The 19,854-nt window shown below is 44.0% G+C and carries 18 protein-coding genes and 1 pseudogene; 9 read left to right on the plus strand and 10 right to left on the minus strand.

From position 1 onward, the window contains the following. Positions 1–125: 125 nt before the first annotated feature. The 6 genes from BFN00_RS01275 to BFN00_RS01300 form a co-directional block, all read right to left on the minus strand. Positions 126–974, minus strand: a complete 849-nt coding sequence (locus BFN00_RS01275) for a class II glutamine amidotransferase (RefSeq protein WP_071850215.1) — start codon at positions 972–974, stop codon at positions 126–128. Between the two features lie 131 nt (positions 975–1,105). Further along, positions 1,106–2,014, minus strand: a complete 909-nt coding sequence (gene argB / locus BFN00_RS01280; protein WP_004279270.1) for an acetylglutamate kinase — start codon at positions 2,012–2,014, stop codon at positions 1,106–1,108. A gap of 10 nt (positions 2,015–2,024) precedes the next feature. Further along, positions 2,025–3,443, minus strand: a complete 1,419-nt coding sequence (locus BFN00_RS01285) for a phosphomannomutase/phosphoglucomutase (RefSeq protein WP_071850216.1) — start codon at positions 3,441–3,443, stop codon at positions 2,025–2,027. A gap of 384 nt (positions 3,444–3,827) precedes the next feature. Further along, positions 3,828–4,280: a dUTP diphosphatase gene (dut, locus tag BFN00_RS01290; protein ID WP_005247107.1), complete on the minus strand. Its 453-nt coding sequence runs from the start codon at positions 4,278–4,280 to the stop codon at positions 3,828–3,830. A gap of 47 nt (positions 4,281–4,327) precedes the next feature. Next, entirely contained in the window at positions 4,328–6,367 is a 2,040-nt protein-coding gene (locus BFN00_RS01295; protein WP_004730583.1) for a UvrD-helicase domain-containing protein, read from the minus strand. Between the two features lie 136 nt (positions 6,368–6,503). After that, positions 6,504–7,157: a YiaD family glycine zipper/OmpA-like lipoprotein gene (locus BFN00_RS01300; RefSeq protein WP_071850217.1), complete on the minus strand. Its 654-nt coding sequence runs from the start codon at positions 7,155–7,157 to the stop codon at positions 6,504–6,506. 252 nt (positions 7,158–7,409) lie between these two features. Here BFN00_RS01300 and yihG point away from each other — a divergent pair, with 252 nt between their 5' ends. The 6 genes from yihG (at position 7,410) to BFN00_RS01330 (ending at position 11,929) form a co-directional block, all read left to right on the plus strand. Beyond that, positions 7,410–8,351 (plus strand): 1-acylglycerol-3-phosphate O-acyltransferase, YihG family, encoded by a 942-nt coding sequence (gene yihG, locus BFN00_RS01305; protein ID WP_071850218.1) that lies wholly within the window; start codon positions 7,410–7,412, stop codon positions 8,349–8,351. 2 nt (positions 8,352–8,353) lie between these two features. Then, positions 8,354–9,418 (plus strand): hypothetical protein, encoded by a 1,065-nt coding sequence (locus tag BFN00_RS01310; protein WP_005251141.1) that lies wholly within the window; start codon positions 8,354–8,356, stop codon positions 9,416–9,418. Positions 9,419–9,577: 159 nt separating this feature from the next. Further along, a complete protein-coding gene (gene minC, locus BFN00_RS01315; protein WP_005247112.1) occupies positions 9,578–10,291 on the plus strand; it encodes a septum site-determining protein MinC in 714 nt (237 codons plus the stop codon). Positions 10,292–10,357: 66 nt separating this feature from the next. Next, complete coding sequence (minD, locus tag BFN00_RS01320; RefSeq protein ID WP_005096033.1) at positions 10,358–11,170, plus strand: septum site-determining protein MinD; 813 nt, start codon at positions 10,358–10,360, stop codon at positions 11,168–11,170. 2 nt (positions 11,171–11,172) lie between these two features. Beyond that, positions 11,173–11,445 (plus strand): cell division topological specificity factor MinE, encoded by a 273-nt coding sequence (minE, locus tag BFN00_RS01325; protein ID WP_004279256.1) that lies wholly within the window; start codon positions 11,173–11,175, stop codon positions 11,443–11,445. Between the two features lie 196 nt (positions 11,446–11,641). Further along, positions 11,642–11,929 (plus strand): PA4642 family protein, encoded by a 288-nt coding sequence (locus BFN00_RS01330; protein ID WP_004279254.1) that lies wholly within the window; start codon positions 11,642–11,644, stop codon positions 11,927–11,929. A gap of 59 nt (positions 11,930–11,988) precedes the next feature. Here BFN00_RS01330 and BFN00_RS01335 read toward each other — a convergent pair whose 3' ends face one another. Continuing rightward, a complete protein-coding gene (locus BFN00_RS01335; RefSeq protein ID WP_071850227.1) occupies positions 11,989–15,054 on the minus strand; it encodes a DNA translocase FtsK in 3,066 nt (1,021 codons plus the stop codon). A 249-nt stretch (positions 15,055–15,303) separates the two neighbouring features. On the opposite strand from BFN00_RS01335, the gene trxB reads away from it, so the two are divergent. The 3 genes from trxB (at position 15,304) to BFN00_RS01350 (ending at position 17,927) form a co-directional block, all read left to right on the plus strand. Next, on the plus strand, positions 15,304–16,266 hold the full coding sequence (gene trxB / locus BFN00_RS01340) for a thioredoxin-disulfide reductase (RefSeq protein WP_071850219.1): 963 nt from the start codon (positions 15,304–15,306) through the stop codon (positions 16,264–16,266). A 92-nt stretch (positions 16,267–16,358) separates the two neighbouring features. Then, complete coding sequence (aat, locus tag BFN00_RS01345; protein ID WP_071850220.1) at positions 16,359–17,090, plus strand: leucyl/phenylalanyl-tRNA--protein transferase; 732 nt, start codon at positions 16,359–16,361, stop codon at positions 17,088–17,090. Between the two features lie 21 nt (positions 17,091–17,111). Beyond that, positions 17,112–17,927, plus strand: coding sequence for an arginyltransferase (locus BFN00_RS01350; RefSeq protein ID WP_071850221.1), 816 nt, complete (start codon positions 17,112–17,114; stop codon positions 17,925–17,927). A gap of 15 nt (positions 17,928–17,942) precedes the next feature. Here the strand turns inward: BFN00_RS01350 and rimI are convergent, their stop codons facing one another. From rimI to BFN00_RS01365, 3 genes and pseudogenes are all read right to left on the minus strand, one after another. After that, positions 17,943–18,401 (minus strand): ribosomal protein S18-alanine N-acetyltransferase, encoded by a 459-nt coding sequence (gene rimI, locus BFN00_RS01355; protein ID WP_071850222.1) that lies wholly within the window; start codon positions 18,399–18,401, stop codon positions 17,943–17,945. 105 nt (positions 18,402–18,506) lie between these two features. Further along, complete coding sequence (locus tag BFN00_RS01360; protein ID WP_071850228.1) at positions 18,507–19,388, minus strand: metal-dependent hydrolase; 882 nt, start codon at positions 19,386–19,388, stop codon at positions 18,507–18,509. Between the two features lie 223 nt (positions 19,389–19,611). Continuing rightward, positions 19,612–19,833 (minus strand): annotated as a pseudogene (locus BFN00_RS01365) (EF-Tu C-terminal domain-related protein); the annotation flags it as partial. Between the last annotated feature and the right edge of the window lie 21 nt (positions 19,834–19,854).

Raw genomic sequence — 19,854 nt, forward strand, 5'->3', positions numbered from 1 at the left:
ATCCTGAGTAAAAGGCTAAGATATTAATTAACCAAAATCCGCAATAAACCTTTATTTATTCTTAGATTTTTTCTTATTTTTTAAATATAAAAAAACGGAGTTTAAACTCCGTCTTTAATCGCATTTCAATATTGATCAGCTCGCGTGACGCGTTTTAAGGAAGGATCAAGACGTTCACGTTCCAGACGTTCAACATGCGTCAACTGAGAACGTACTTTCGCCCCATGCTGAAACAGGATCATTTCACCGGGCTGGAAGGCAGTCCATTCTTCATTCTGGGTCAATGGTTCAGTGGTAATCACTGCGACGCGATCTTCAGGGGTCGTGACCTGACTAAAGTCCACTTCGACATCAATATCAATCAGCTGAGCCGGTCTAAACGGGTATTCACGTACCAGCCAGTGGAGTTTAGTAATCGCATAGCTAAACAGCGCCTGACCATTCGACAGGCAGAAATTAAAGGTGCCATGCTCCGCGATTGCAGGTGAAATTTCAGCTAGAAGATCGAAAACCTGATCCAGTTTCGGCTCATGATAGCCAAAGCGTTTCACCAGTTGATCCAGCAGGTAACAGAAGGCACGCTCACTGTCGGTATTTCCGACTGGGGTAAAGCGCCCTGACAGTTCAGGAAAATAATCATGTAAATCGCCATTATGGGCAAAAATCCATTGACGCCCCCAAAGTTCACGGCTAAAAGGATGGGAATTTTCCAGGTTAATTTTGCCTTGAGTGGCTTTGCGTATATGCGCAATCACATTGCGGGATTTGATCGGATAATTACGCACCAGTTCAGCAATCGGAGATTCAACCGCAGACTGGTTATCGACGAACAGACGGCAGGCTTTATCTTCAAAGAAAGCAATCCCGAAACCATCCGCATGATCAGAGGTAATGCCCGCCCGCTGGGAAAACCCGCGAAAAGAAAAAGTAATATCCGTCGGGGTGGCACAATTCATTCCGAGCAGTTGGCACATGGTCTGGTTTCAGCTCTCTATTTACTTAGAAGCTTATTGTGCATGACTGTCCCAGTCATTTCAAATAGGTGGCTATAAGAAATCCAAATAAAAAAGAGTCTCTATTGAGACTCTTTTTCGCAAAAATTGGCTTAAGAACGATGCGGATTGGCACGATTGGTAATGAGGGTGCCCACACCATGATCGGTGAAAATTTCTAGTAAGCTGGCATGAGGTACACGGCCATCCACGATATGTGCACTTACGACGCCGCCTTTTACCGCATCCAGCGCACAACCCACTTTCGGAATCATGCCACCATAAATCACGCCGGTTTCAATTAAACGATCGACTTCTTGAGTGGTCAAACCAGTCAACAGGTTTTTATTTTCATCCAAGACACCGGTGATATTGGTGAGTAGAATCAGTTTTTCTGCACCTAGGGCTTCAGCGACTTTACCAGCGACCAAATCAGCATTGATATTATAGGTATTGCCTTCTTCATCGACACCTAGCGGGGCAATGACTGGAATAAAGTCACTATTGGTAAACATTTCCAGAACATCAGTTTTCACGCCAACGACTTCACCGACCAGACCCAGATCAATTTGCTCAACTGAACCATCTTCAGCCACTTTTTCCATCAGCAGCTTTTGCGCACGAATCAGGTTGCCGTCTTTACCGGTAAGACCAATCGCACGACCACCATGCTGGTTAATCAGGTTCACGATAGATTTGTTAACGCTACCGCCAAGTACCATCTCGACTACTTCCATGGTCGCAGGATCAGTCACGCGCATGCCGTCAATACGGTCTGATTCGCGGCCCAGCTGTTTCAGCATGGAATCGACTTGCGGGCCACCACCATGTACCACGATCGGATTAATACCGACTGTTTTTAATAATACGATATCACGTGCAAATGAACTTTCCAGCTCAGGATCGGTCATCGCGTTACCGCCGTATTTTACCACCAGGGTTTTACCCGCAAAGCGTTGAATATACGGCAAAGCTTCTGTCAAAATCTGTGCTTTGTCGATGCCTGTTTGTTGATTTGGCATTCGCCTCTCCTTATTGAGCATCTAAAATGTCTTGAGCGATCTCTGGATAACGGTCACGCAACATGGCTACAAACAGATGACGAATTTCATTTAGACCTTGGGCATTATTGGCATCAAAGCGCACTGTGAAATACTCACCTGTATTGGATGCTCGAATGATGCCAAAACCATCCTCAAAATCAAGACGTATCCCATCAATTTTACTGATTTGCGCATTAATTCTTGCGGATTGTTGTTCAACGAAGTTTAAAAGCTCAACAGGACGTACTTGACGCGTTGAAATATAAAGATCTTCAGTACCATGTCGTTTTGGATAAGCCGCCAAGGCCTGCGCGAGAGTTTGCCCCGTTTGGTCGAGATATTCCATGACTCTGAGCGCTGCATAGAGTCCATCATCATAGCCCCAGCCGCGACCATCATTAAAGACATAATGTCCGGCATATTCCCCACCAAAAATCGCTTGCTGCTGAGACTGGTTCAGATAGGTTCTGAGAAATGAACTACCGGTACGAATCATCACCGGCTCTCCACCTAGACGTTGCACCGTATCACGAACCAAGGTCGAACATTTCACATCATAAACAAATTGGCATGGTGCTGAAGCATTGAGACAAATTTCGGCAAACAGGCATAATAACTGATCTGCAGTGATAATCTGGCCATGTTCATCAATCAGAACCAGGCGATCACCATCACCGTCCAAGGCAATACCGAGATCAGCCTGCTGTTGCATGACGGTTTGACGTAAAGTTTCAAGATGTTTGTCTTGCGAAGGATCCGGCGCATGATCCGGAAAATGTCCATTCGCCTCACAACGTAAAGCAATCACTTCACAGCCCATTTTTCTGAGTACCAAGTCAGCACAACGTCCGGCTGAGCCATGCAGACCATCCAGAATCACTTTAAATGAGCGCTTTAATTGAATATCTTCTAATATTCCCTGCTGATACTGCAGGCAAAACTCTGGAATAATCTGATGCGGCAGTTCAGCTAAAGTAATTAGCTGGCTATCGCAATGTGACTTTGCCAGTTGGGCCACCTGTTGAATCATCTCAGGACAAGGTGGTTCACCATCAATAATCCATTTAATCCCATTATCTTCTTTAGGATTATGACTGGCAGTGACCATAATGCCATTACCATCAAACTGACGTGCGGTGAAATATAGCATTGGGCTGGAACAGCAGCCTATAATAGTGGCTTCCAGCGAATAGTCTTTAAAAATACGGGCAATGGTGTCGGCAAAAGCCGGGCTACTGATGCGTGCATCATAACCAATGGCGACACGTGTCTGTCCCGCAGCCTGATACTGCTGGGCTAAACCGTGGGCAATTGCATCAATGATCCCGGCACCTAATAGACTGACTTTACCGCGTATGTCATAGGCACGAAAGATATGCATGGGGAATGGATGATTCATAGATCCCATAAAACTGTCTTTTCACTATTCGTTAAAATAAGGAGATTTAAAATGATGATTTCAGCATAATGACTTTAAACATTTGTTTTTGTTTTAAGACCCGCTATTTTTAAACGATTTCAATGTAACAATCAATTATAAAAATATAATCTACAACTTTAGAATTATAGGGTTCTTGTAATTAAACAATGATTATTTAATTATATTTATTTTGAATTTCATCTGATTAGATATTTGATCACTACATCAATTTTAGATTTAAATAGCTCTACTGAACTAGAAAATATGGTTTTATTTTTAAATATATTTCAATCAGCTCATTTTTAATATCTGATTCACTTAAATAAAAAAATGGCTTACATCCAGTTAATGAATGTAAACCATGATTAAAACTTAGTTTTTACCCGTATGACCAAAACCGCCAGCACCGCGTTCAGTCGCTTCGAATTCATTGACCAGATCAAATTCAGCCTGCACCACAGGAACCAAAACATACTGCGCCAAACGTTCACCTGGCTCTAAGCTAAAAGCCGTCTGGCTACGGTTCCAAACGGATACCATCAATTCACCCTGATAATCAGAATCGATTAAACCTACTAGGTTACCCAACACGATGCCGTGTTTATGCCCCAAACCCGAACGTGGCAAAATCAGACCAGCAAATGCAGGATCTTCAATATAGATTGCTAAACCAGTTTTTACCAAAACAGTCTGGCCTGGTTCAATGATCGTAGTTTCTGTAACACACGCACGCAAATCCAGCCCCGCTGAACCTGTCGTAGCATAAGTCGGTAATGGCCATTCCTGACCAAGACGCGAGTCAAGGACTTTCACCTGAACTTTCATGTATTCATTCCTGTTGTTTCATTTAAAATAAGAGCAAGCCTTGCGCCTTATCGTTTGATAAGATTACGCAAATTATCCAGATAATGTTGGGCTTGTAATTTCGGATCGATGTTGCCTGCCAGCTTTTTCTTACGACCTAACCATTCCAGCTCATCTTCTGGTAATTCATCCAGAAAACGGCTTGGGGTCATCTGCTTCATCTGCCCACCGGCCTTGCGCTGTTCTGCCAGAGTAATGGTCAGTCCCTGACGTGCACGGGTAATCCCCACATACATCAGACGGCGTTCCTCTTCGACGGTTTCTGCAGCGATCGAATTTTTATGTGGCAAAATTTCTTCTTCCAGCCCGATCAGATAGACATAAGGAAACTCAAGACCTTTGGACGCATGCAAGGTCAATAAGTTGACTTTATCGGTGTCCTCTTCTTCCTGCTGCTGCTCGAGCATATCCAGCAGCACCATTTTACGAATCACACTTTCAATATTTTTTTCATCAACATCTTCAGCGCGGTTAATCAGGCTCTGAATACTGCTGTAGAGTACCTCGATATTATCGAGCTTGGTTTTTTCCTGCGCTGGCGTGGCTGCAGTTTCCTTGATGTAATCGATATAACCGGCTTCAATCATCATCTGGCGGATGATCGGCACGGGTTCATCATCATCCAGTAAATTGCGAGTAAAACCCTCAATAAAATCGGCAAACTCAGCCAATTGGGTCGTGGCCTTTTTCGGAATCGCCATGGTCAGACGCTGATCCGCTGCCGCAGCCAGAAGTGACAGATTATTTTCCTGAGCAAATAGACCGAGCTTTTCCAGCGTTACCGGACCAATCGCCCGTTTTGGCGTATTGATAATTCGCAGGAATGCGCTGTCATCTTCAGGGTTAATGATCAGGCGTAAATAGCTCATCATGTCCTTGATTTCGGCACGTGCGAAGAAGGACTGTCCGCCAGATAATTTATACGGAATCTGCATCTGGCGCAGATGGGTTTCTAAAATACGCGCTTGGAAATTGCCGCGGTACAACACCGCATAATCTTTCCAGCTTTTACCATTCATCAATTTATGCGTGATCAGGTCTTTAACCACGCGTTCTGCTTCATCATCATCATTGCGGCAGGTAATCACACGGATCACTTCACCATGGCCTTTGTCCGACCAAAGCTTTTTATCAAAAATATGCGGATTATTACCAATCACGGTGTTGGCTGCTTTGAGAATACGACTGGTCGAACGATAGTTCTGTTCCAGTTTAATCACTTTTAAATTAGGAAAATCCTGCTGCAGCAAGGCCATATTTTCCGGTTTAGCACCACGCCAGGCATAAATCGACTGGTCATCATCGCCTACGGCGGTGAACTGTCCCATCACGCCAACCAGTAATTTCACCAGAATATACTGCGCCGTATTGGTATCCTGATATTCATCGACCAGCAAATAACGCACGCGATTTTGCCATTTGTCACGAACTTCGGCATTTTCCTGCAGCAAGCGCGTTGGCATCACAATCAGGTCATCAAAATCCACGGCGTTATAGGCACGCAAATTACGTTCATAAAGCTGATATAAATGCGCAAATTGCACATCTTCGGCAGTTTCACAGGTGGTATGTGCCTGCTCGGGTGGAATCAAATCATTCTTCCAGTCCGAGATCATTTTCATGGCTTTGGCAATCAGTTCTTTGCTTTCTGCACCAGATAAATTGTCACGCTGCATCAGATCCATCAAAATGCGCTTACAGTCGTCAGCATCCAGAATCGAGAAATTATTTTTCAGTGGGGTATGTTTCAGCTCCAGGCGCAGCATATTCAGGCCAAAGGTATGAAAGGTCGAAACTGAAACCCCTTTACTTTCTTCACGCGTCAACAATTTGCTGACACGCTCTTTCATCTCACGTGCCGCTTTGTTGGTAAAGGTCATCGCAGTAATACGATGTGCAGGAATCCCGCAATGCTTGACTAAATACGCGATTTTTCGCGTGATCACTGAAGTCTTGCCTGAACCCGCTCCTGCAAGTACTAACAAGGGTCCTTGAGTGTATTTCATGGCTTCAAGTTGCTTGTCATTTAACTGACTGGCGAGTGACATAGGGCTTCCTCTTCTAGATTCGGCTCCGATTATAGTCATCTCTGCGTCAGTTGCCTAATTTAAAATACGATTAATCAGGTCAATGTTCAGATATAAAAAAACCACCCGAAGGTGGTTTTTCTTAAGCGTTCAAGAATTATTGAACTGCATATACCGCGATTTCTACACGACGGTTTTGTTCTTTACCCGCAGCAGTTGTGTTGTCTGCAATCGGGTTCGCTGAACCTAAACCTTGAGCATTAATACGTGAACGTACAACACCTTGACCAGCCAAATAAGTCGCTACAGAGTTTGCGCGTGCTTGAGACAATGGCAAGTTAATTGAGTCATTACCCGTGCTGTCGGTATAACCAGTTACAAGGATACCGCTCTTGTTATCTTCAGTTAATACTTGCGCCACTTTGTTTAAAGTGCCATAGAAGTTTGGTTTGATATTTGATTTGTTGGTATCAAATGTAATGCTGCCTGGCATCACAAGGTTAATCGAACCATCTGCATTACGGTTAACGTCTACGCCCGTACCCGCTGTTGCTTGACGTAATTTTTTCTCTTTGTTATCAAGATACACACCCGCTGCACCACCAACAACAGCACCAATCGCTGCTGCACGGTTATTTTGACGGCTAGTATTTGCATTACTTTTAGAAACGCCGTAGCCAGCTGCAGTACCAATTAAAGTACCTAGAGCCGCTTTATCATATTCCACACCACCGATGTTACTGCCAGTTGATTGACAACCTGTAAGTGCTACGGCCCCTGCTACAGCTGCTGAAATGACTAGTGCACGCATCGCATGACTCCTTGTTGTATGCTTTGTTGTTAAGCGAGATAATGATTTAAATTGAATGGGCTAACCATTGAATTTTTGTTAATAATAAATCGTTTAGTAATATTTTGTAATGTTTATATGTAACTAAAACCAAGTAGTTCGTCACAATATCTTCATAGTTTCCTGTTTAGGCTTTTTTATTTGCCTAACTGTCTCTATATTACTCAAAATATGAAAAAATTTAAGTGATTAATCTCTGGGGACTGTTTGGATATGTCATCGAATAGCAATAAGCAACCGACTTTAAAAAAACTGGCGCGTGGCCTGACGGTCACATCCGTCATGACGGGCAGTACTTTTTTTCATGGTCCCCCGGTGCTGGCCTTGGGTTTAACCAAACTTTTTAAAAAATCCGCAAAAGTGGATGAAACCAATATCAAGATTACCAACAGCTGGTTAGGGGTCAATAATTGGCTGATTGAGCATGTGCTGAAAAACACGCAATGGCAAATCAGTGTAGATGAATCACTGGATTTGAATATGCAGGGACGTTATTTGATGACCTGTAATCATCAAAGCTGGGTCGATACTACTGTCAATCAGTACTTCGGTCTGACCCGTATGCCCCTGACGCGCTTCTTTACCAAATGGGAACTTATTTTTATTCCTTTTGTCGGTCAGGCTTTTAAAATCTTAGGCTTCCCGATGATGAAACGGCATAGCAAGGAACAGATTGCCAAAAACCCTGCGCTGAAATATCGGGATATGGAAGAAGCACGTAAATCCTGTGAGCAGCTGATCAGTCAGCCTTTTACCCTGTTAAATTATCTGGAAGGCACGCGTTTTACCCAAGAAAAGCATGATCAGCAGCAGTCTCCCTATACACATTTACTGAAACCTAAAGCCGGTGGTCTGGCATTGGCGCTCAGTATTCTCGGCGATAAAATTGATGCGCTGGTCGACATGACCATTGTTTATCCTGACGGTATTCCGGGCTATGGCGAATTTTGGTTAGGTGAAGTGCCACGTATTGCGGTAAATTTAAGAAAAATTGATATTCCTGATTGGGTACTGGGCGGCAATTATGAAGATGATGCTGAATATCGTGCACGTTTTCAAAAATGGATTGATCAGATCTGGACTGAAAAAGATCAGCTCATCGCACACATGCAGCAGAACTTTACCCAAGCCCCAGTCGGATCTGTAACCGAGTAATTATGAAGAACGACAACCCGGACATAACGTCCAGCTCCTTTAAATTTGTTCGTAAAGGAACCTGGGGCTGGAAAATTGCACTGATTTACGACATTTTCATGATGGTTTTAATCATCATCAATCTGTTCTGTCTCAGTGCTAACGCCATTTTAATGAGCGATTTTGGGCAGTGGTTGTTTGACTTCATTCGTTTACCGGAAATCTTGCAGTTTTATAAAAGTGATTTACGCCCTTGGGTGATCATTACCGAGGGCTGGTTTACCACCTTCTTGGTCTGTGAATTACTGGCACGCTGGGTTATCGCAATTGTCCTGCGTCATCATCGACGCTGGTGGTTCTTCCCTTTTGTGCACTGGTATGAAATTTTATCTATTATCCCTCAGCTACGTTTCCTACGTCTGCTGCGTGCGGTTGCGATTGGCTACAACCTGCATAGCCATGGTTATAAAGTAATTCCCAATCGTTGGTATCGCCAAGGCAACTTTTATTACAACATGCTGATGGAAGAGCTTTCCAGCCGGGTGGTACTGACCGTACTGGACGGCATCAAGCGTGAACTGACCACAAGTACATCACATAAACAGTTAATTGATGATTTAGTGGAACATCACCGTAAATTACTGGCCATTGCCTTGGCAGATATCTTGCAGGAGTCTTTGGGTAGGGAATTACAGTCACAACGTTCCATGATCGCTAAAAATGTAGGGCAAGTAGTGAATCAGGCGATTGAAGATACTCCAGAACTGACCCAATTATTACGTTTGATTCCAATCGTAGGTAGCCGGATTGAACAGCAAATTCAAAGTATTGGTCAACGCCTCGGAGAAAATATCACGCAAGGACTGATTGAACCATTTACCCACACAGGTCAAAAAGAAAATCCGACTTTTACCCTAATTTCAGATAAAATCAGCCAGATTCAGATTGAACATAATCCACATATTGATAAATTGGTCGAATCGGCTGTTTTTGAAACACTTGAAGCAATCCGAAAACAGGTAAAAGTCAAACAGTGGCAACAGATTTTAGAAGAACATGAGCAAAATCAGAGCTCAATAGATAAGTAAAGTTTAAAGTACAGAATCAGACTAATCCGTCCGGTCCTGTTCGCATAAAAAAATAACTGAGATCGCTAGAGAATTACTGCAATTTGTTCTAGGATTTGCACTATTTACAACATTGCTTCGACACAAAACCAGCAGGTCAGAAGTATTTAAGGAAGAATTATGGCTGATATACGGATAAAAGGCAGAATGGTCAATGCGATACGCATTAGCCTAGATACCAATGATCATGATGCAATCCGCCAGCAACTTAGCCCAAAATTACAAGCAGCATTTCCACCCGGCACTTTGGCAGTCATTGAAAGTTCAGTTGAACAGGAACTCATTGCGCTGATCCAACTGTTAATCAGTCTGGATGTACAGCCTATGGCTGTTACTGAAGGCTTACTTGGAGATCAGGCGCGCGCCATTCAGTTCCCGGTACTGCCACCTGATCGACAGTTAGAAGAAATTAAAGCCACCAAAGAACAGGTGGTGGAAGTTAAACCAGAACCTACAGCGGTGAATGATGATCAAGCCCCTGCTGCCCCGATCGTTGCGCATATCACCTCATATCATGATGAAATCCTGCGTACCGGCCAATGTATCGTGCAGCATAATGGCGACATTATTATTAATGCCGGCATCAATAGTGGTTCAGAAGTGATTGCTTCGGGCAATATTCATGTCTATGGCAGCGCGCGTGGCCGGGTCATTGCAGGTGCGGGTGGTAATACTGCAGCACGTATTTTCTGTCATAGCCTCGAAGCTGAACTAATTTCAATTGCAGGAACCTACTGTGTAGCGGATGATATTCCACCACATGTAGTTAAAAAATCTGTGCATATTTACTTGAATGATCAACTAGAGCTTGTATTTGAAGCTCTACAATTTTAATGTATAAATAAACACCAAAAACCCCATTTTAAACAGGGGATTTGAACCATAACAGGAGTGGATTCGGTGGCGAAAATTGTTGTCGTAACGTCAGGCAAAGGTGGTGTAGGTAAAACTACAACGAGTGCATCTTTTGCAACAGGTTTAGCCCTACGCGGTCACAAAACTGTTGTTATTGATTTTGATGTAGGTTTACGTAACCTTGATTTGATTATGGGCTGTGAACGCCGTGTAGTTTATGATTTTGTGAATGTTTTAAATAACGAAGCACGATTACAACAAGCACTGATTCGCGATAAAGATATTGAAAATTTATATATTTTACCTGCATCACAAACACGTGATAAAGATGCCTTAACCGATGAAGGTGTGGCACGTGTAATGGATGAGCTTTCGCAGGAATTTGATTATATTATCTGTGATTCACCTGCCGGTATTGAGCGTGGTGCTATTTTGGCCATGTATCATGCGGATGAAGCCATCATTGTGACTAACCCTGAGATTTCTTCAGTACGTGACTCTGACCGTATCATTGGCATGCTCGATAGCAAAACAAAAAAAGTAGAACAAAACGAAGGTCGCATTCGTAAGCATCTGTGTATCACCCGTTTCAATCCGGAACGTGCCGATAAACAGGAAATGCTGACGATTGACGATATTTCTAAAGATATTTTACGTGTACCGACCTTAGGCGTTATTCCTGAGTGTCCAAGCGTTCTACAGGCATCGAATGAAGGTAAGCCGGTGATTCTTTTCACTGAAGCTGCAGCAGGTCAGGCCTATGATGATCTGGTTGCACGTTTCCTTGGCGAAGAGCGTCCTTACCGTCATATCGAGGTAAAACCTAAGGGCTGGTTAGCACGACTATTTGGAGCGTAGACATGGCAGGATTCTGGAGTAAACTTTTTAGTGGCGAGGATAAACCATCAAGCGCACGGACTGCTAAAGACCGTTTGAAGGTGATCGTTGCATCCGAACAAGGCTTGGGTCGTCGCTTGAGCCAGGACAAAATTGACCAGATGAAAACTGAAATCATGCAGGTGGTCAATCGTTATGTCCGCGGTGTCGATGAACAGCATATTCAAATGCAGGTTCGTTCTGAAGCCAATATTGAAATGCTTGAAATGAATATCAATTTACCTGAAGAACGATAATCTGATTTTTGATTGGTCAAGTAAATTGATTCAAGGCAAAATATGAGAGTGGTAGAAATAGTAGTTTAGCTATATTCCGCCCACTTGAAGCATAGCTTCAAGTCTTGCGACTAGGCAAAGCAGTGCTTTGCTAATCTAGTCTCATATTTTGCCTTTTTTCATGCCGAAAAAACTACATTAGATCAAGGAAATTGCGATGGCATTATCTCAACCAGCGACCTTTAACGAAGAATGGTCAGATGAGCGTGTATTTGCCTATTTAAATCAGCTTCCTCCTGCAGGTGTTAATGCTGATTTTCACGTGCTCTATCATGCTTTCAAACATATGCGTCCATTTGATTATGAACGCCTGTTGACGAAATTTGTCGCTGATGGCCGTGATGTCAATGCAACCAATCCGGAAGGACAACGAATTCATGACGTGATTGCCACTTTCCCGCGTCAAAGTGCCGAGTTCCTGGATGTATTGGCAAAATTTGCCTGAGTCAAAAATACATAAAAAAGCCTGCTTTGAAAGCAGGCTTTTTTATTGAAGATAGACTACTAAACCAGAATCTCGCGTTTACCATTGGCACCCATACCGCTGACAATGCCATTTTCTTCCATCTGGTCAATGATTCGTGCAGCACGGTTATAACCCAGACTGAATTTACGCTGCAAGGATGAAGTAGAAGCCTTACGGGTTTCCAAAACAAATGCCACACACTGGTCATACAATGCATCGCGGTCTGATCCACCGTCGCCACCATCTTCAAAACCACGACTCGATGGCTCTTCATCAAATGGCGTCAGGATCTCGTCGACATAATTTGGCGAACCACGTTCACGCCAAGCGTCACAGATCCGGTTCACTTCGTCATCAGCAATAAAGGCACCATGTACACGCTCAGGTTCAATCTTACCCGGGCCGAGGAATAGCATGTCACCATGACCGAGCAAGTCTTCTGCACCACCTGCATCCAGAATGGTACGCGAGTCGATCTTGGAGTTCACCCGCAATGCAACACGCGTCGGAATATTGGCTTTGATCAAACCGGTGATCACGTCCACCGATGGACGTTGGGTCGCAAGCAACAGGTGGATCCCAGCAGCACGTGATTTTTGTGCCAGACGGGTAATCATTTCTTCGGCTTTCTTACCGACCTGCATGATCATATCCGCGAACTCATCCGCGACAATCACAATAGAAGGCAACGGTGTTAAGCGCGGTGCGCGTTCACCCACAACAGAATCGCTCGCTTTCCAGGTTGGATCGATCAGGTCTTCACCATTAGCAATTGCCTCTTCCACCTTGCGGTTATAGTCGCTCAGTTTACGGATTTTCAGGAAAGACATCAGTTTGTAACGACGTTCCATCTCATTGACACACCAGTTCAATGCGCTGACCGCATCTTTCATATCGGTAACTACAGGCGTCAATAAATGTGGAATATCATTATAGTTTGCCAGTTCCAGCTGCTTCGGATCGATCAGAATAAGACGCAATTCATCCGGTGTATATTTCAGCAACATCGATAGAATCATCGAGTTCACTGCCACCGATTTACCCGAACCCGTGGTACCCGCCACCAACATATGCGGCGCTTTCCCCAGATCAGCAATCACCGGATTACCGGAAATATCCTTACCCATTGCCATAGAGAGAATACTATTCGGATCAGTGAAAGCTGGAATGGTCAAAAGTTCGATCAAACGGACCATTTCACGGGTACTGTTCGGTACTTCAATTCCGATATACGGCTTACCCGGAATAACTTCAACCACACGCACCGATGCCATCGACATCGAACGTGCCAGATCACGCGAAATATTAGTCACTTTAGAGGCTTTTACCCCTGGCGCCAGATCCAGTTCAAAACGTGTTACGACTGGGCCTGGCTGTGCTTCTACCACTTTGGCTTTGACATTAAATTCTTGCAGCTTGATTTCAAGCAATTCAGATAAACGTGCCAGCTGCTCTTCGGTAAAATTCACTTTTTTATTCGGATCGACTTCATCCAGTAAATCTAGCCCTGGAAGTGGTGATAAATCTTTACGGCGCTCCACCACCTGCATGGCACGTGACATCGGACGGCCTGAAGCATCAGTTAAAGGAGCATCAAAATCAAACTCGTCTTCATCTTGTGGTTTACCAGCCGTTTCTTGCCAGGCTTCTACAAATTCTTCTTTAGATAAAGCCTCGCGTACTGCTGCATGAGTTGCAGAAGGAGGAGATACTGGTTGCTCTATACCCTGATGCTGAATTGGTGCCTGAACAAAAGCAGAAGATTGAGCATAGCTAGAACTACGTACCGGTTGACTTGGGCTTGGCTCATCTTCTTCAATCAGCAAATCACCCAGGTCATCCAGATCGGTCTGTAATGCGCTGTTTTTCACGACATGTGCAGTCGCCATGGATGCCATGGCCGGTGCAACATTGGTCATGTCTTCTACAATTCTTGAGGTCTTTTCGGCTGGCGCTGTATTGAATGGACTATGCACATCGGTCGCAGTTTTGCCTTGCGGAACTGCAGCCAGAAGTTCATCAAAGATTTCATCATCATCCCAGTCCAGACCTGTATGTGGAGTAGGTGCTGTTCTGGTATGAACATGAGTCTGTGCTGCAACAGATTGTGGGGCAACTATATGTGAGACTGAAGAATTAAGCTGTTCTTCTTCGGCTGCTTTGAGTAAGGCATCAATATCCTGTTTATGGCGCTGATCTTCATTTGAATGTAAGGCACGCCACACCTCGCCTGTCGCTACCACACGATCCGGCTGTTGAGGCACTTGCTGTACTTGCTTAAATGTCTCGACTGGCTCAGGAGCCTGCTGCTCAGCCTCAGGAATATCCTCATAAAACTGCGGTTGTTGTGATTCTTTATCGGCAAAATCATCAAATAAGCGTTCAGCCACCTGATCGCGCACCACCGGATCTATTTCTACCAGTTGATGCTCAGGCGCAGGTGTTACTGCAACCGCTACTTTTTTTGCACTAATGACTGGCTCTTTTTTGGCGACAGGTGCAGTCCGGTCAAAATCAGACATGCCTTCAGGCACATTGCGGTAGAACAGGTCTTGTAAATAAGCAGGGGTTGCTTTGAGGCTGCTCCAGGTCTTGTTCCATTTCACCCCAAACGCCAAGGTAAATAGCACCACCCAAAGCACCAGCAGGAAGAATGCTGCACCGTATACTGTCAGCAGTTGTTCCAGACTCTGGCCTAATTCATAGCCAATAATACCGCCGGAAGAATTATCCAGCGTATCAGCAGGGACTTGCCAAAATAAAAACAACAGCGCTGAGGTGGTCAGCAACAGGAAGAATTGCGCAGCATAGCGAAATGGCCGGTTCAGGAAGCTACGCGGCCACCAGACCTGAATCGCTTCCATAAACAGATAGACAGGGATCAGCAGACTTGCCCAACCAAGGAAGCCAAACAAAAGGTCTGCAATCCAGGCACCCGCTACCCCACTGGCATTCGAAACGGTCTGCGTATCACTGGAGATATGCATCCACCCCGGATCAAATGGCGTATAGGTCACTGTTGCAAGAAACAGATAAATCCCAAATGAGACTAAAAATAATGTCATTACTAAGCGCTGTGCATAGGCACTCGACACCGCTGTCATATACTGTCCTGTAACCAATTCTTCATGAATATTCTTTTGCTTCAATGCTTGAAAAAAGCGACGCAATAAAATACATATTATGCACCTGTTCTGTGAAAAAAGATGCACTATTGTGCAAGCACAATGTTACTTATGCTATATAGCCCAAATCGATTTCAATGATCAATAATATCGACTTTAATCTCACACCACTGTTATACAGTTTCACGTATAATTCAATAAATTTCTAAATAAAAAAGGATACAGCTGATGAGCGCACGTCACTCACGACTGATTATTTTAGGTTCTGGCCCTGCAGGCTATAGCGCGGCAGTATATGCAGCGCGTGCAAACTTGAAACCTACCCTGATTGCAGGCTTGCAACTGGGCGGTCAGCTGACCACGACGACTGACGTCGATAACTGGCCGGGTGATCCCGAAGGCTTGACTGGTCCAGCATTGATGGAACGTATGCAGGCACATGCAGAGCGTTTTGGCACTGAAATCGTGTATGACCATATCAATGAAGTGGATCTTAGCCAGCGCCCGTTCGTGTTAAAAGGCGATATGGAAGAATTCACCTGTGATGCCCTGATTATCTGTACCGGTGCAACTGCACAATACCTCGGTCTGGAATCTGAAGCAGCCTATATGGGTCAAGGTGTCAGTGCTTGCGCGACTTGTGATGGTTTCTTCTATAAAAACCAGAAAGTGATGGTTGTAGGGGGCGGTAATACCGCTGTTGAAGAAGCGTTGTATTTATCTAACATTGCTTCTCACGTGACTCTGGTTCACCGTCGTGATTCATTACGCTCTGAAAAAATCTTGCAAGATCATTTATTTGCCAAAGAAAAAGAAGGCAAGATCAGTATCATCTGGAACCATCAAGTCGATGAGGTTCTAGGTGATGCGCAATCTGGCGTGACTTCAGTTCGTCTTAAATCAACGCAAGATGACTCTACTCAAAACGTTGATGTGACGGGTATGTTTGTGGCGATTGGTCACAAGCCAAATAGCAGCATGTTCGAAGGCCAGTTAGAGCTTCGTGACGGCTATATCCAGGTACAAAGCGGTACTGCTGGTAATGCAACCCAAACATCGGTACCGGGTGTATTTGCAGCAGGTGATATTGCGGACAGCATTTATCGTCAAGCCATTACTTCTGCGGGTTCAGGCTGTATGGCTGCGCTGGATGCAGAAAAATATCTTGATGCGATGGGTAAACTAGACTAAGCAGCAAGAATAAAAAAGCCGTCCATTATGGGCGGCTTTTTTATTGCTAGAATGAGATGATGATTTATCTATAGATTTATGTTGGGTCTGCCATGTCTTTACTTCCTCCCTCAGAATTCATTTTTCCCAATCCGATCGAGATTGATCCTGAAGGTGAAGGACTGATTTGTATTGGTGCAGACCTCTCCCCTTCTACACTTTATGAAGCCTATACACATGGATTATTTCCATGGTTTTCAGAAGGTGATCCAATTTGCTGGTGGAGTCCGGAACCACGCTGCATTATTCGCCCCGAAGATTATCATCCAAGCAAATCCCTGCTACGCAATATGAAAAAGCAGGACTATAAAATTACAATCAATCATGCTTTTGAAAGGGTGATTCGTTCCTGTTCCTTGCCGCGTGCTTATGCAGACGACACCTGGATCAGTGAAGATATTATCGCAGGCTATTGTGACATGTTCGACGCAGGGTATGGTTATAGCATTGAGGTCTGGGATGAAGATCGCGTCGTCGGTGGACTTTATGGTGTGACCATCGGTCAAGGCTGTTTTGGTGAATCTATGTTTAGTACGCAAACCGATGTTTCTAAAATGGCTTTCTATACTTTAATGCTGATTGGACAGGAAAATAAACTACCCTGGATCGACTGCCAACTGGTCAACGATCATCTTTTAAGCCTAGGTGCCTGCACACTTTCTCGCCAAGACTATCTTAATTCTTTACAAGATATTGTAAAAAAGCCTGCGATTGATTGGAAAAAGTATCAGGAAGGTGTATTTTCAAGTAAAACAATAGCGCAAAACGCGCGCTTAAGTGAATGAAAATAACAGAGGGTAGTTGTTATGAACTCTTATCAGCCAAAGGCCCTACTGAACGATTTACAGTATTATATTACGCCGCCGCATGATTGCAGCTATCTGCCCAACAAGTCGGCGCGCATGGTTTTTCTGGATCCCGCACATCGAATTGATGTAGTCACTTTATCGGAACTGTCACGTACCGGTTTCCGTCGCAGTGGTGATTTCGTGTATCGCCCCGAATGTCATTTGTGTCGTCAATGTCTGTCTTCGCGTGTGCCTGTTGCTGAATTCCGCATGAACAGTTCACAAAAAAAAGCCTGGAAACGTAATCAGGATCTGGTGATAAAAATTACCAGTCCAGAGCACGCCGGGGACCTACATTATGCGCTGTATGAACGCTATATCAATGAACGCCACGCAGATGGCGATATGTTCCCACCCACCCGGGATCAGTTCGAAAAATTTTTATTGCAAAGCTGCACCGACAGCTTCTTTCTAGAATTATGGCAAGGTGAGCGTCTAATCAGCGTTTCCACTTGCGACCTGCTGGATGATGGCATCTCTGCCGTTTATACCTTCTTTGATCCGGATGAAAATCGTCGTTCACTCGGTGCTTTTGCAATCTTGAAACAGATTGAACATGCACAAAAGCTGGGCTTGCAATTTATCTATCTGGGTTATTGGGTGCCACATTCCAACAAGATGAATTACAAATCTCAGTATCTGCCACTGGAACTCTTGATCGATGGACAATGGCGACGTTTAAATCATGCATTGAGTGCCACGGAGATTCAGCAATTGGGAAACTCATTAATGACGACCTTACCCAGCGGATGGAATCACCAGATTATTAAATAAGGTCGTCAGTTTGTATTATTTAAATAGACTAGCAAAATCATCCGTACATGCTTTTACCATAATGATGGCATGTTCACGGCTTCCGTTACTGTTAGGATAATAATTCTTGCGCAGATCAATCTGATGAAAGCCTGATTTTTCATACAGCTTGATCGCAGCCAGATTACTCTCGCGCACTTCCAGGAAAATCTGCACCGGATTATTTTTTAGCATCGCCACTGAAGCCTCCAGCAACTGATAGCCCAAGCCCTGACCTTGCTGTGCCGGATCAATTGCCATGAGCAATAAATTGGCTTCATCCAGCACTGGTTGTAAAATACAAAATCCGGCCACCTGCCCTTGCACTTCAATCACGGTACTTTGATAAGCCGTTACAGCATCTTGGAACTGTTTTAAAGTCCAGGGATGTGATTGAACCGACCTTTCAATCTTTGCCACGGCTTCTACATCCGCTGCTTGCATTAAACGAATCATCTTCGTTCATCTTATATAGAATCAACCCTCGCATTATAGAAACTTCATCCAAAAAATCGAGCAAAAAAAAGAGCGATTTTAATCGCTCTTTGATCTTCAGTTCTGTCACAGACCCAATTTGGCTTTCCAAGTCGCCAACAGTTGATCTGTATGATGATCATTCGGATGGAATCCCGGTTTAAAATACATCAGCATTTCTTTCGCCATACCCGTAATGACACCTTTAGAAGGACTATAGGCATAGGTATAAATGGCTTTTAAGGACTCAAGATTGAATTGCTGATCCTGTTTAAGCAAACGGGCGAGGAAATAGCTTTGCACCACAAATAAGGTTGCCATTGCGATGACCAAGGAAGACGTACGCAATGCATAGGCTTTTAATCCTTTGCCAAAAACCCCTTCGAAGACATCATAAGCCACTGCCTTATGTTCATTTTCCTCGATAGCATGCCATAACCACATGGTTTTCATGGTTTCATCTGTCATCAATTCCTGAATGTGGCTATTGGTCAAAAGCTGTGAGGCAATGGTTGCAGTGAAATGCTCAAGTGCCGTAGTTGCAGTCAAATCTACCATTTCTTGGGTAATTCCCACAGGCTTACCCAGTTTAGCCATGACTTTACGTGTCGTTTGAATGACTTTATCGGTATAACGATCAAGCGTCTCGACATCATGCCCATGTTTTTGCGCAGAAGCATTAAAGCCGATATGCTCGTGAGTATGCATGGCTTCCTGACCAATAAAAGCAGAAATTTCTTTTTGTAATGCTTCATTATTGGCAATTGCAGGATGTTTACGCACCGCACGGACTGAATCTATAAAAAACTTTTCTCCCGCTGGAAATAGCGCAGATAATGCCGTCATAAAATGAGTGAGACCTGTTGAACCATTCATCCAATATTCCGGTACAGCATCAAAATCAAAGTTCATGCGACGAACTGGAAAACTAGCACCGGCACGATTGGTAATATTTACTTTCGCATTCATGTGACCACTCCCATCAGGCCAATCCAGGCCCGAAAATTTAATATTCATATTCTTATCTGTATATTACGTGGTAATTTTTTTTACATAAGTGCAGTTTAGGTCAAGCCGATATCAGATAAGGACAGCTTTTAAAATCATTGTCAGACAATTTATTTTTAGTTTTATAAAAGTTTAGATCAAAAAAAAGCGCCTCAAAGAGGCGCTTTTCTTACACAATCAGCTATTATGCAGTTACTTTAGCAACTACACCAGCACCAACTGTACGACCGCCTTCACGGATCGCAAAACGTAGACCTGGGTCCATTGCGATCGGGTGGATTAGCTCTACTGACATCTCAACGTTGTCACCAGGCATAACCATTTCCACGCCTTCTTTAAGCGCGATCGCACCAGTTACGTCCGTAGTACGGAAGTAGAACTGTGGACGGTAACCGTTAAGGAATGGAGCTGTCTCTTATACACATCT

This window comes from Acinetobacter sp. AR2-3 (genome assembly GCF_001878775.1).
Classification (GTDB): domain Bacteria; phylum Pseudomonadota; class Gammaproteobacteria; order Pseudomonadales; family Moraxellaceae; genus Acinetobacter; species Acinetobacter lwoffii_D.

What these genes read in the sequence shown, in the direction of transcription:
- aat (WP_071850220.1), top strand. Translation starts at nt 16,359, where the DNA reads ATGTCTTTACTTCCTCCCTCAGAATTCATTTTTCCCAATCCGATCGAG.
- trxB (WP_071850219.1), top strand. Translation starts at nt 15,304, where the DNA reads ATGAGCGCACGTCACTCACGACTGATTATTTTAGGTTCTGGCCCTGCA.
- BFN00_RS01295 (WP_004730583.1), bottom strand. Translation starts at nt 6,367, where the DNA reads ATGTCACTCGCCAGTCAGTTAAATGACAAGCAACTTGAAGCCATGAAA.
- BFN00_RS01285 (WP_071850216.1), bottom strand. Translation starts at nt 3,443, where the DNA reads ATGGGATCTATGAATCATCCATTCCCCATGCATATCTTTCGTGCCTAT.
- BFN00_RS01330 (WP_004279254.1), top strand. Translation starts at nt 11,642, where the DNA reads ATGGCATTATCTCAACCAGCGACCTTTAACGAAGAATGGTCAGATGAG.
- dut (WP_005247107.1), bottom strand. Translation starts at nt 4,280, where the DNA reads ATGAAAGTTCAGGTGAAAGTCCTTGACTCGCGTCTTGGTCAGGAATGG.
- BFN00_RS01360 (WP_071850228.1), bottom strand. Translation starts at nt 19,388, where the DNA reads ATGAATGCGAAAGTAAATATTACCAATCGTGCCGGTGCTAGTTTTCCA.
- minE (WP_004279256.1), top strand. Translation starts at nt 11,173, where the DNA reads ATGGCAGGATTCTGGAGTAAACTTTTTAGTGGCGAGGATAAACCATCA.
- BFN00_RS01300 (WP_071850217.1), bottom strand. Translation starts at nt 7,157, where the DNA reads ATGCGTGCACTAGTCATTTCAGCAGCTGTAGCAGGGGCCGTAGCACTT.
- BFN00_RS01335 (WP_071850227.1), bottom strand. Translation starts at nt 15,054, where the DNA reads ATGACAGCGGTGTCGAGTGCCTATGCACAGCGCTTAGTAATGACATTA.
- BFN00_RS01310 (WP_005251141.1), top strand. Translation starts at nt 8,354, where the DNA reads ATGAAGAACGACAACCCGGACATAACGTCCAGCTCCTTTAAATTTGTT.
- BFN00_RS01350 (WP_071850221.1), top strand. Translation starts at nt 17,112, where the DNA reads ATGAACTCTTATCAGCCAAAGGCCCTACTGAACGATTTACAGTATTAT.
- BFN00_RS01275 (WP_071850215.1), bottom strand. Translation starts at nt 974, where the DNA reads ATGTGCCAACTGCTCGGAATGAATTGTGCCACCCCGACGGATATTACT.
- minC (WP_005247112.1), top strand. Translation starts at nt 9,578, where the DNA reads ATGGCTGATATACGGATAAAAGGCAGAATGGTCAATGCGATACGCATT.
- rimI (WP_071850222.1), bottom strand. Translation starts at nt 18,401, where the DNA reads ATGATTCGTTTAATGCAAGCAGCGGATGTAGAAGCCGTGGCAAAGATT.
- yihG (WP_071850218.1), top strand. Translation starts at nt 7,410, where the DNA reads ATGTCATCGAATAGCAATAAGCAACCGACTTTAAAAAAACTGGCGCGT.
- argB (WP_004279270.1), bottom strand. Translation starts at nt 2,014, where the DNA reads ATGCCAAATCAACAAACAGGCATCGACAAAGCACAGATTTTGACAGAA.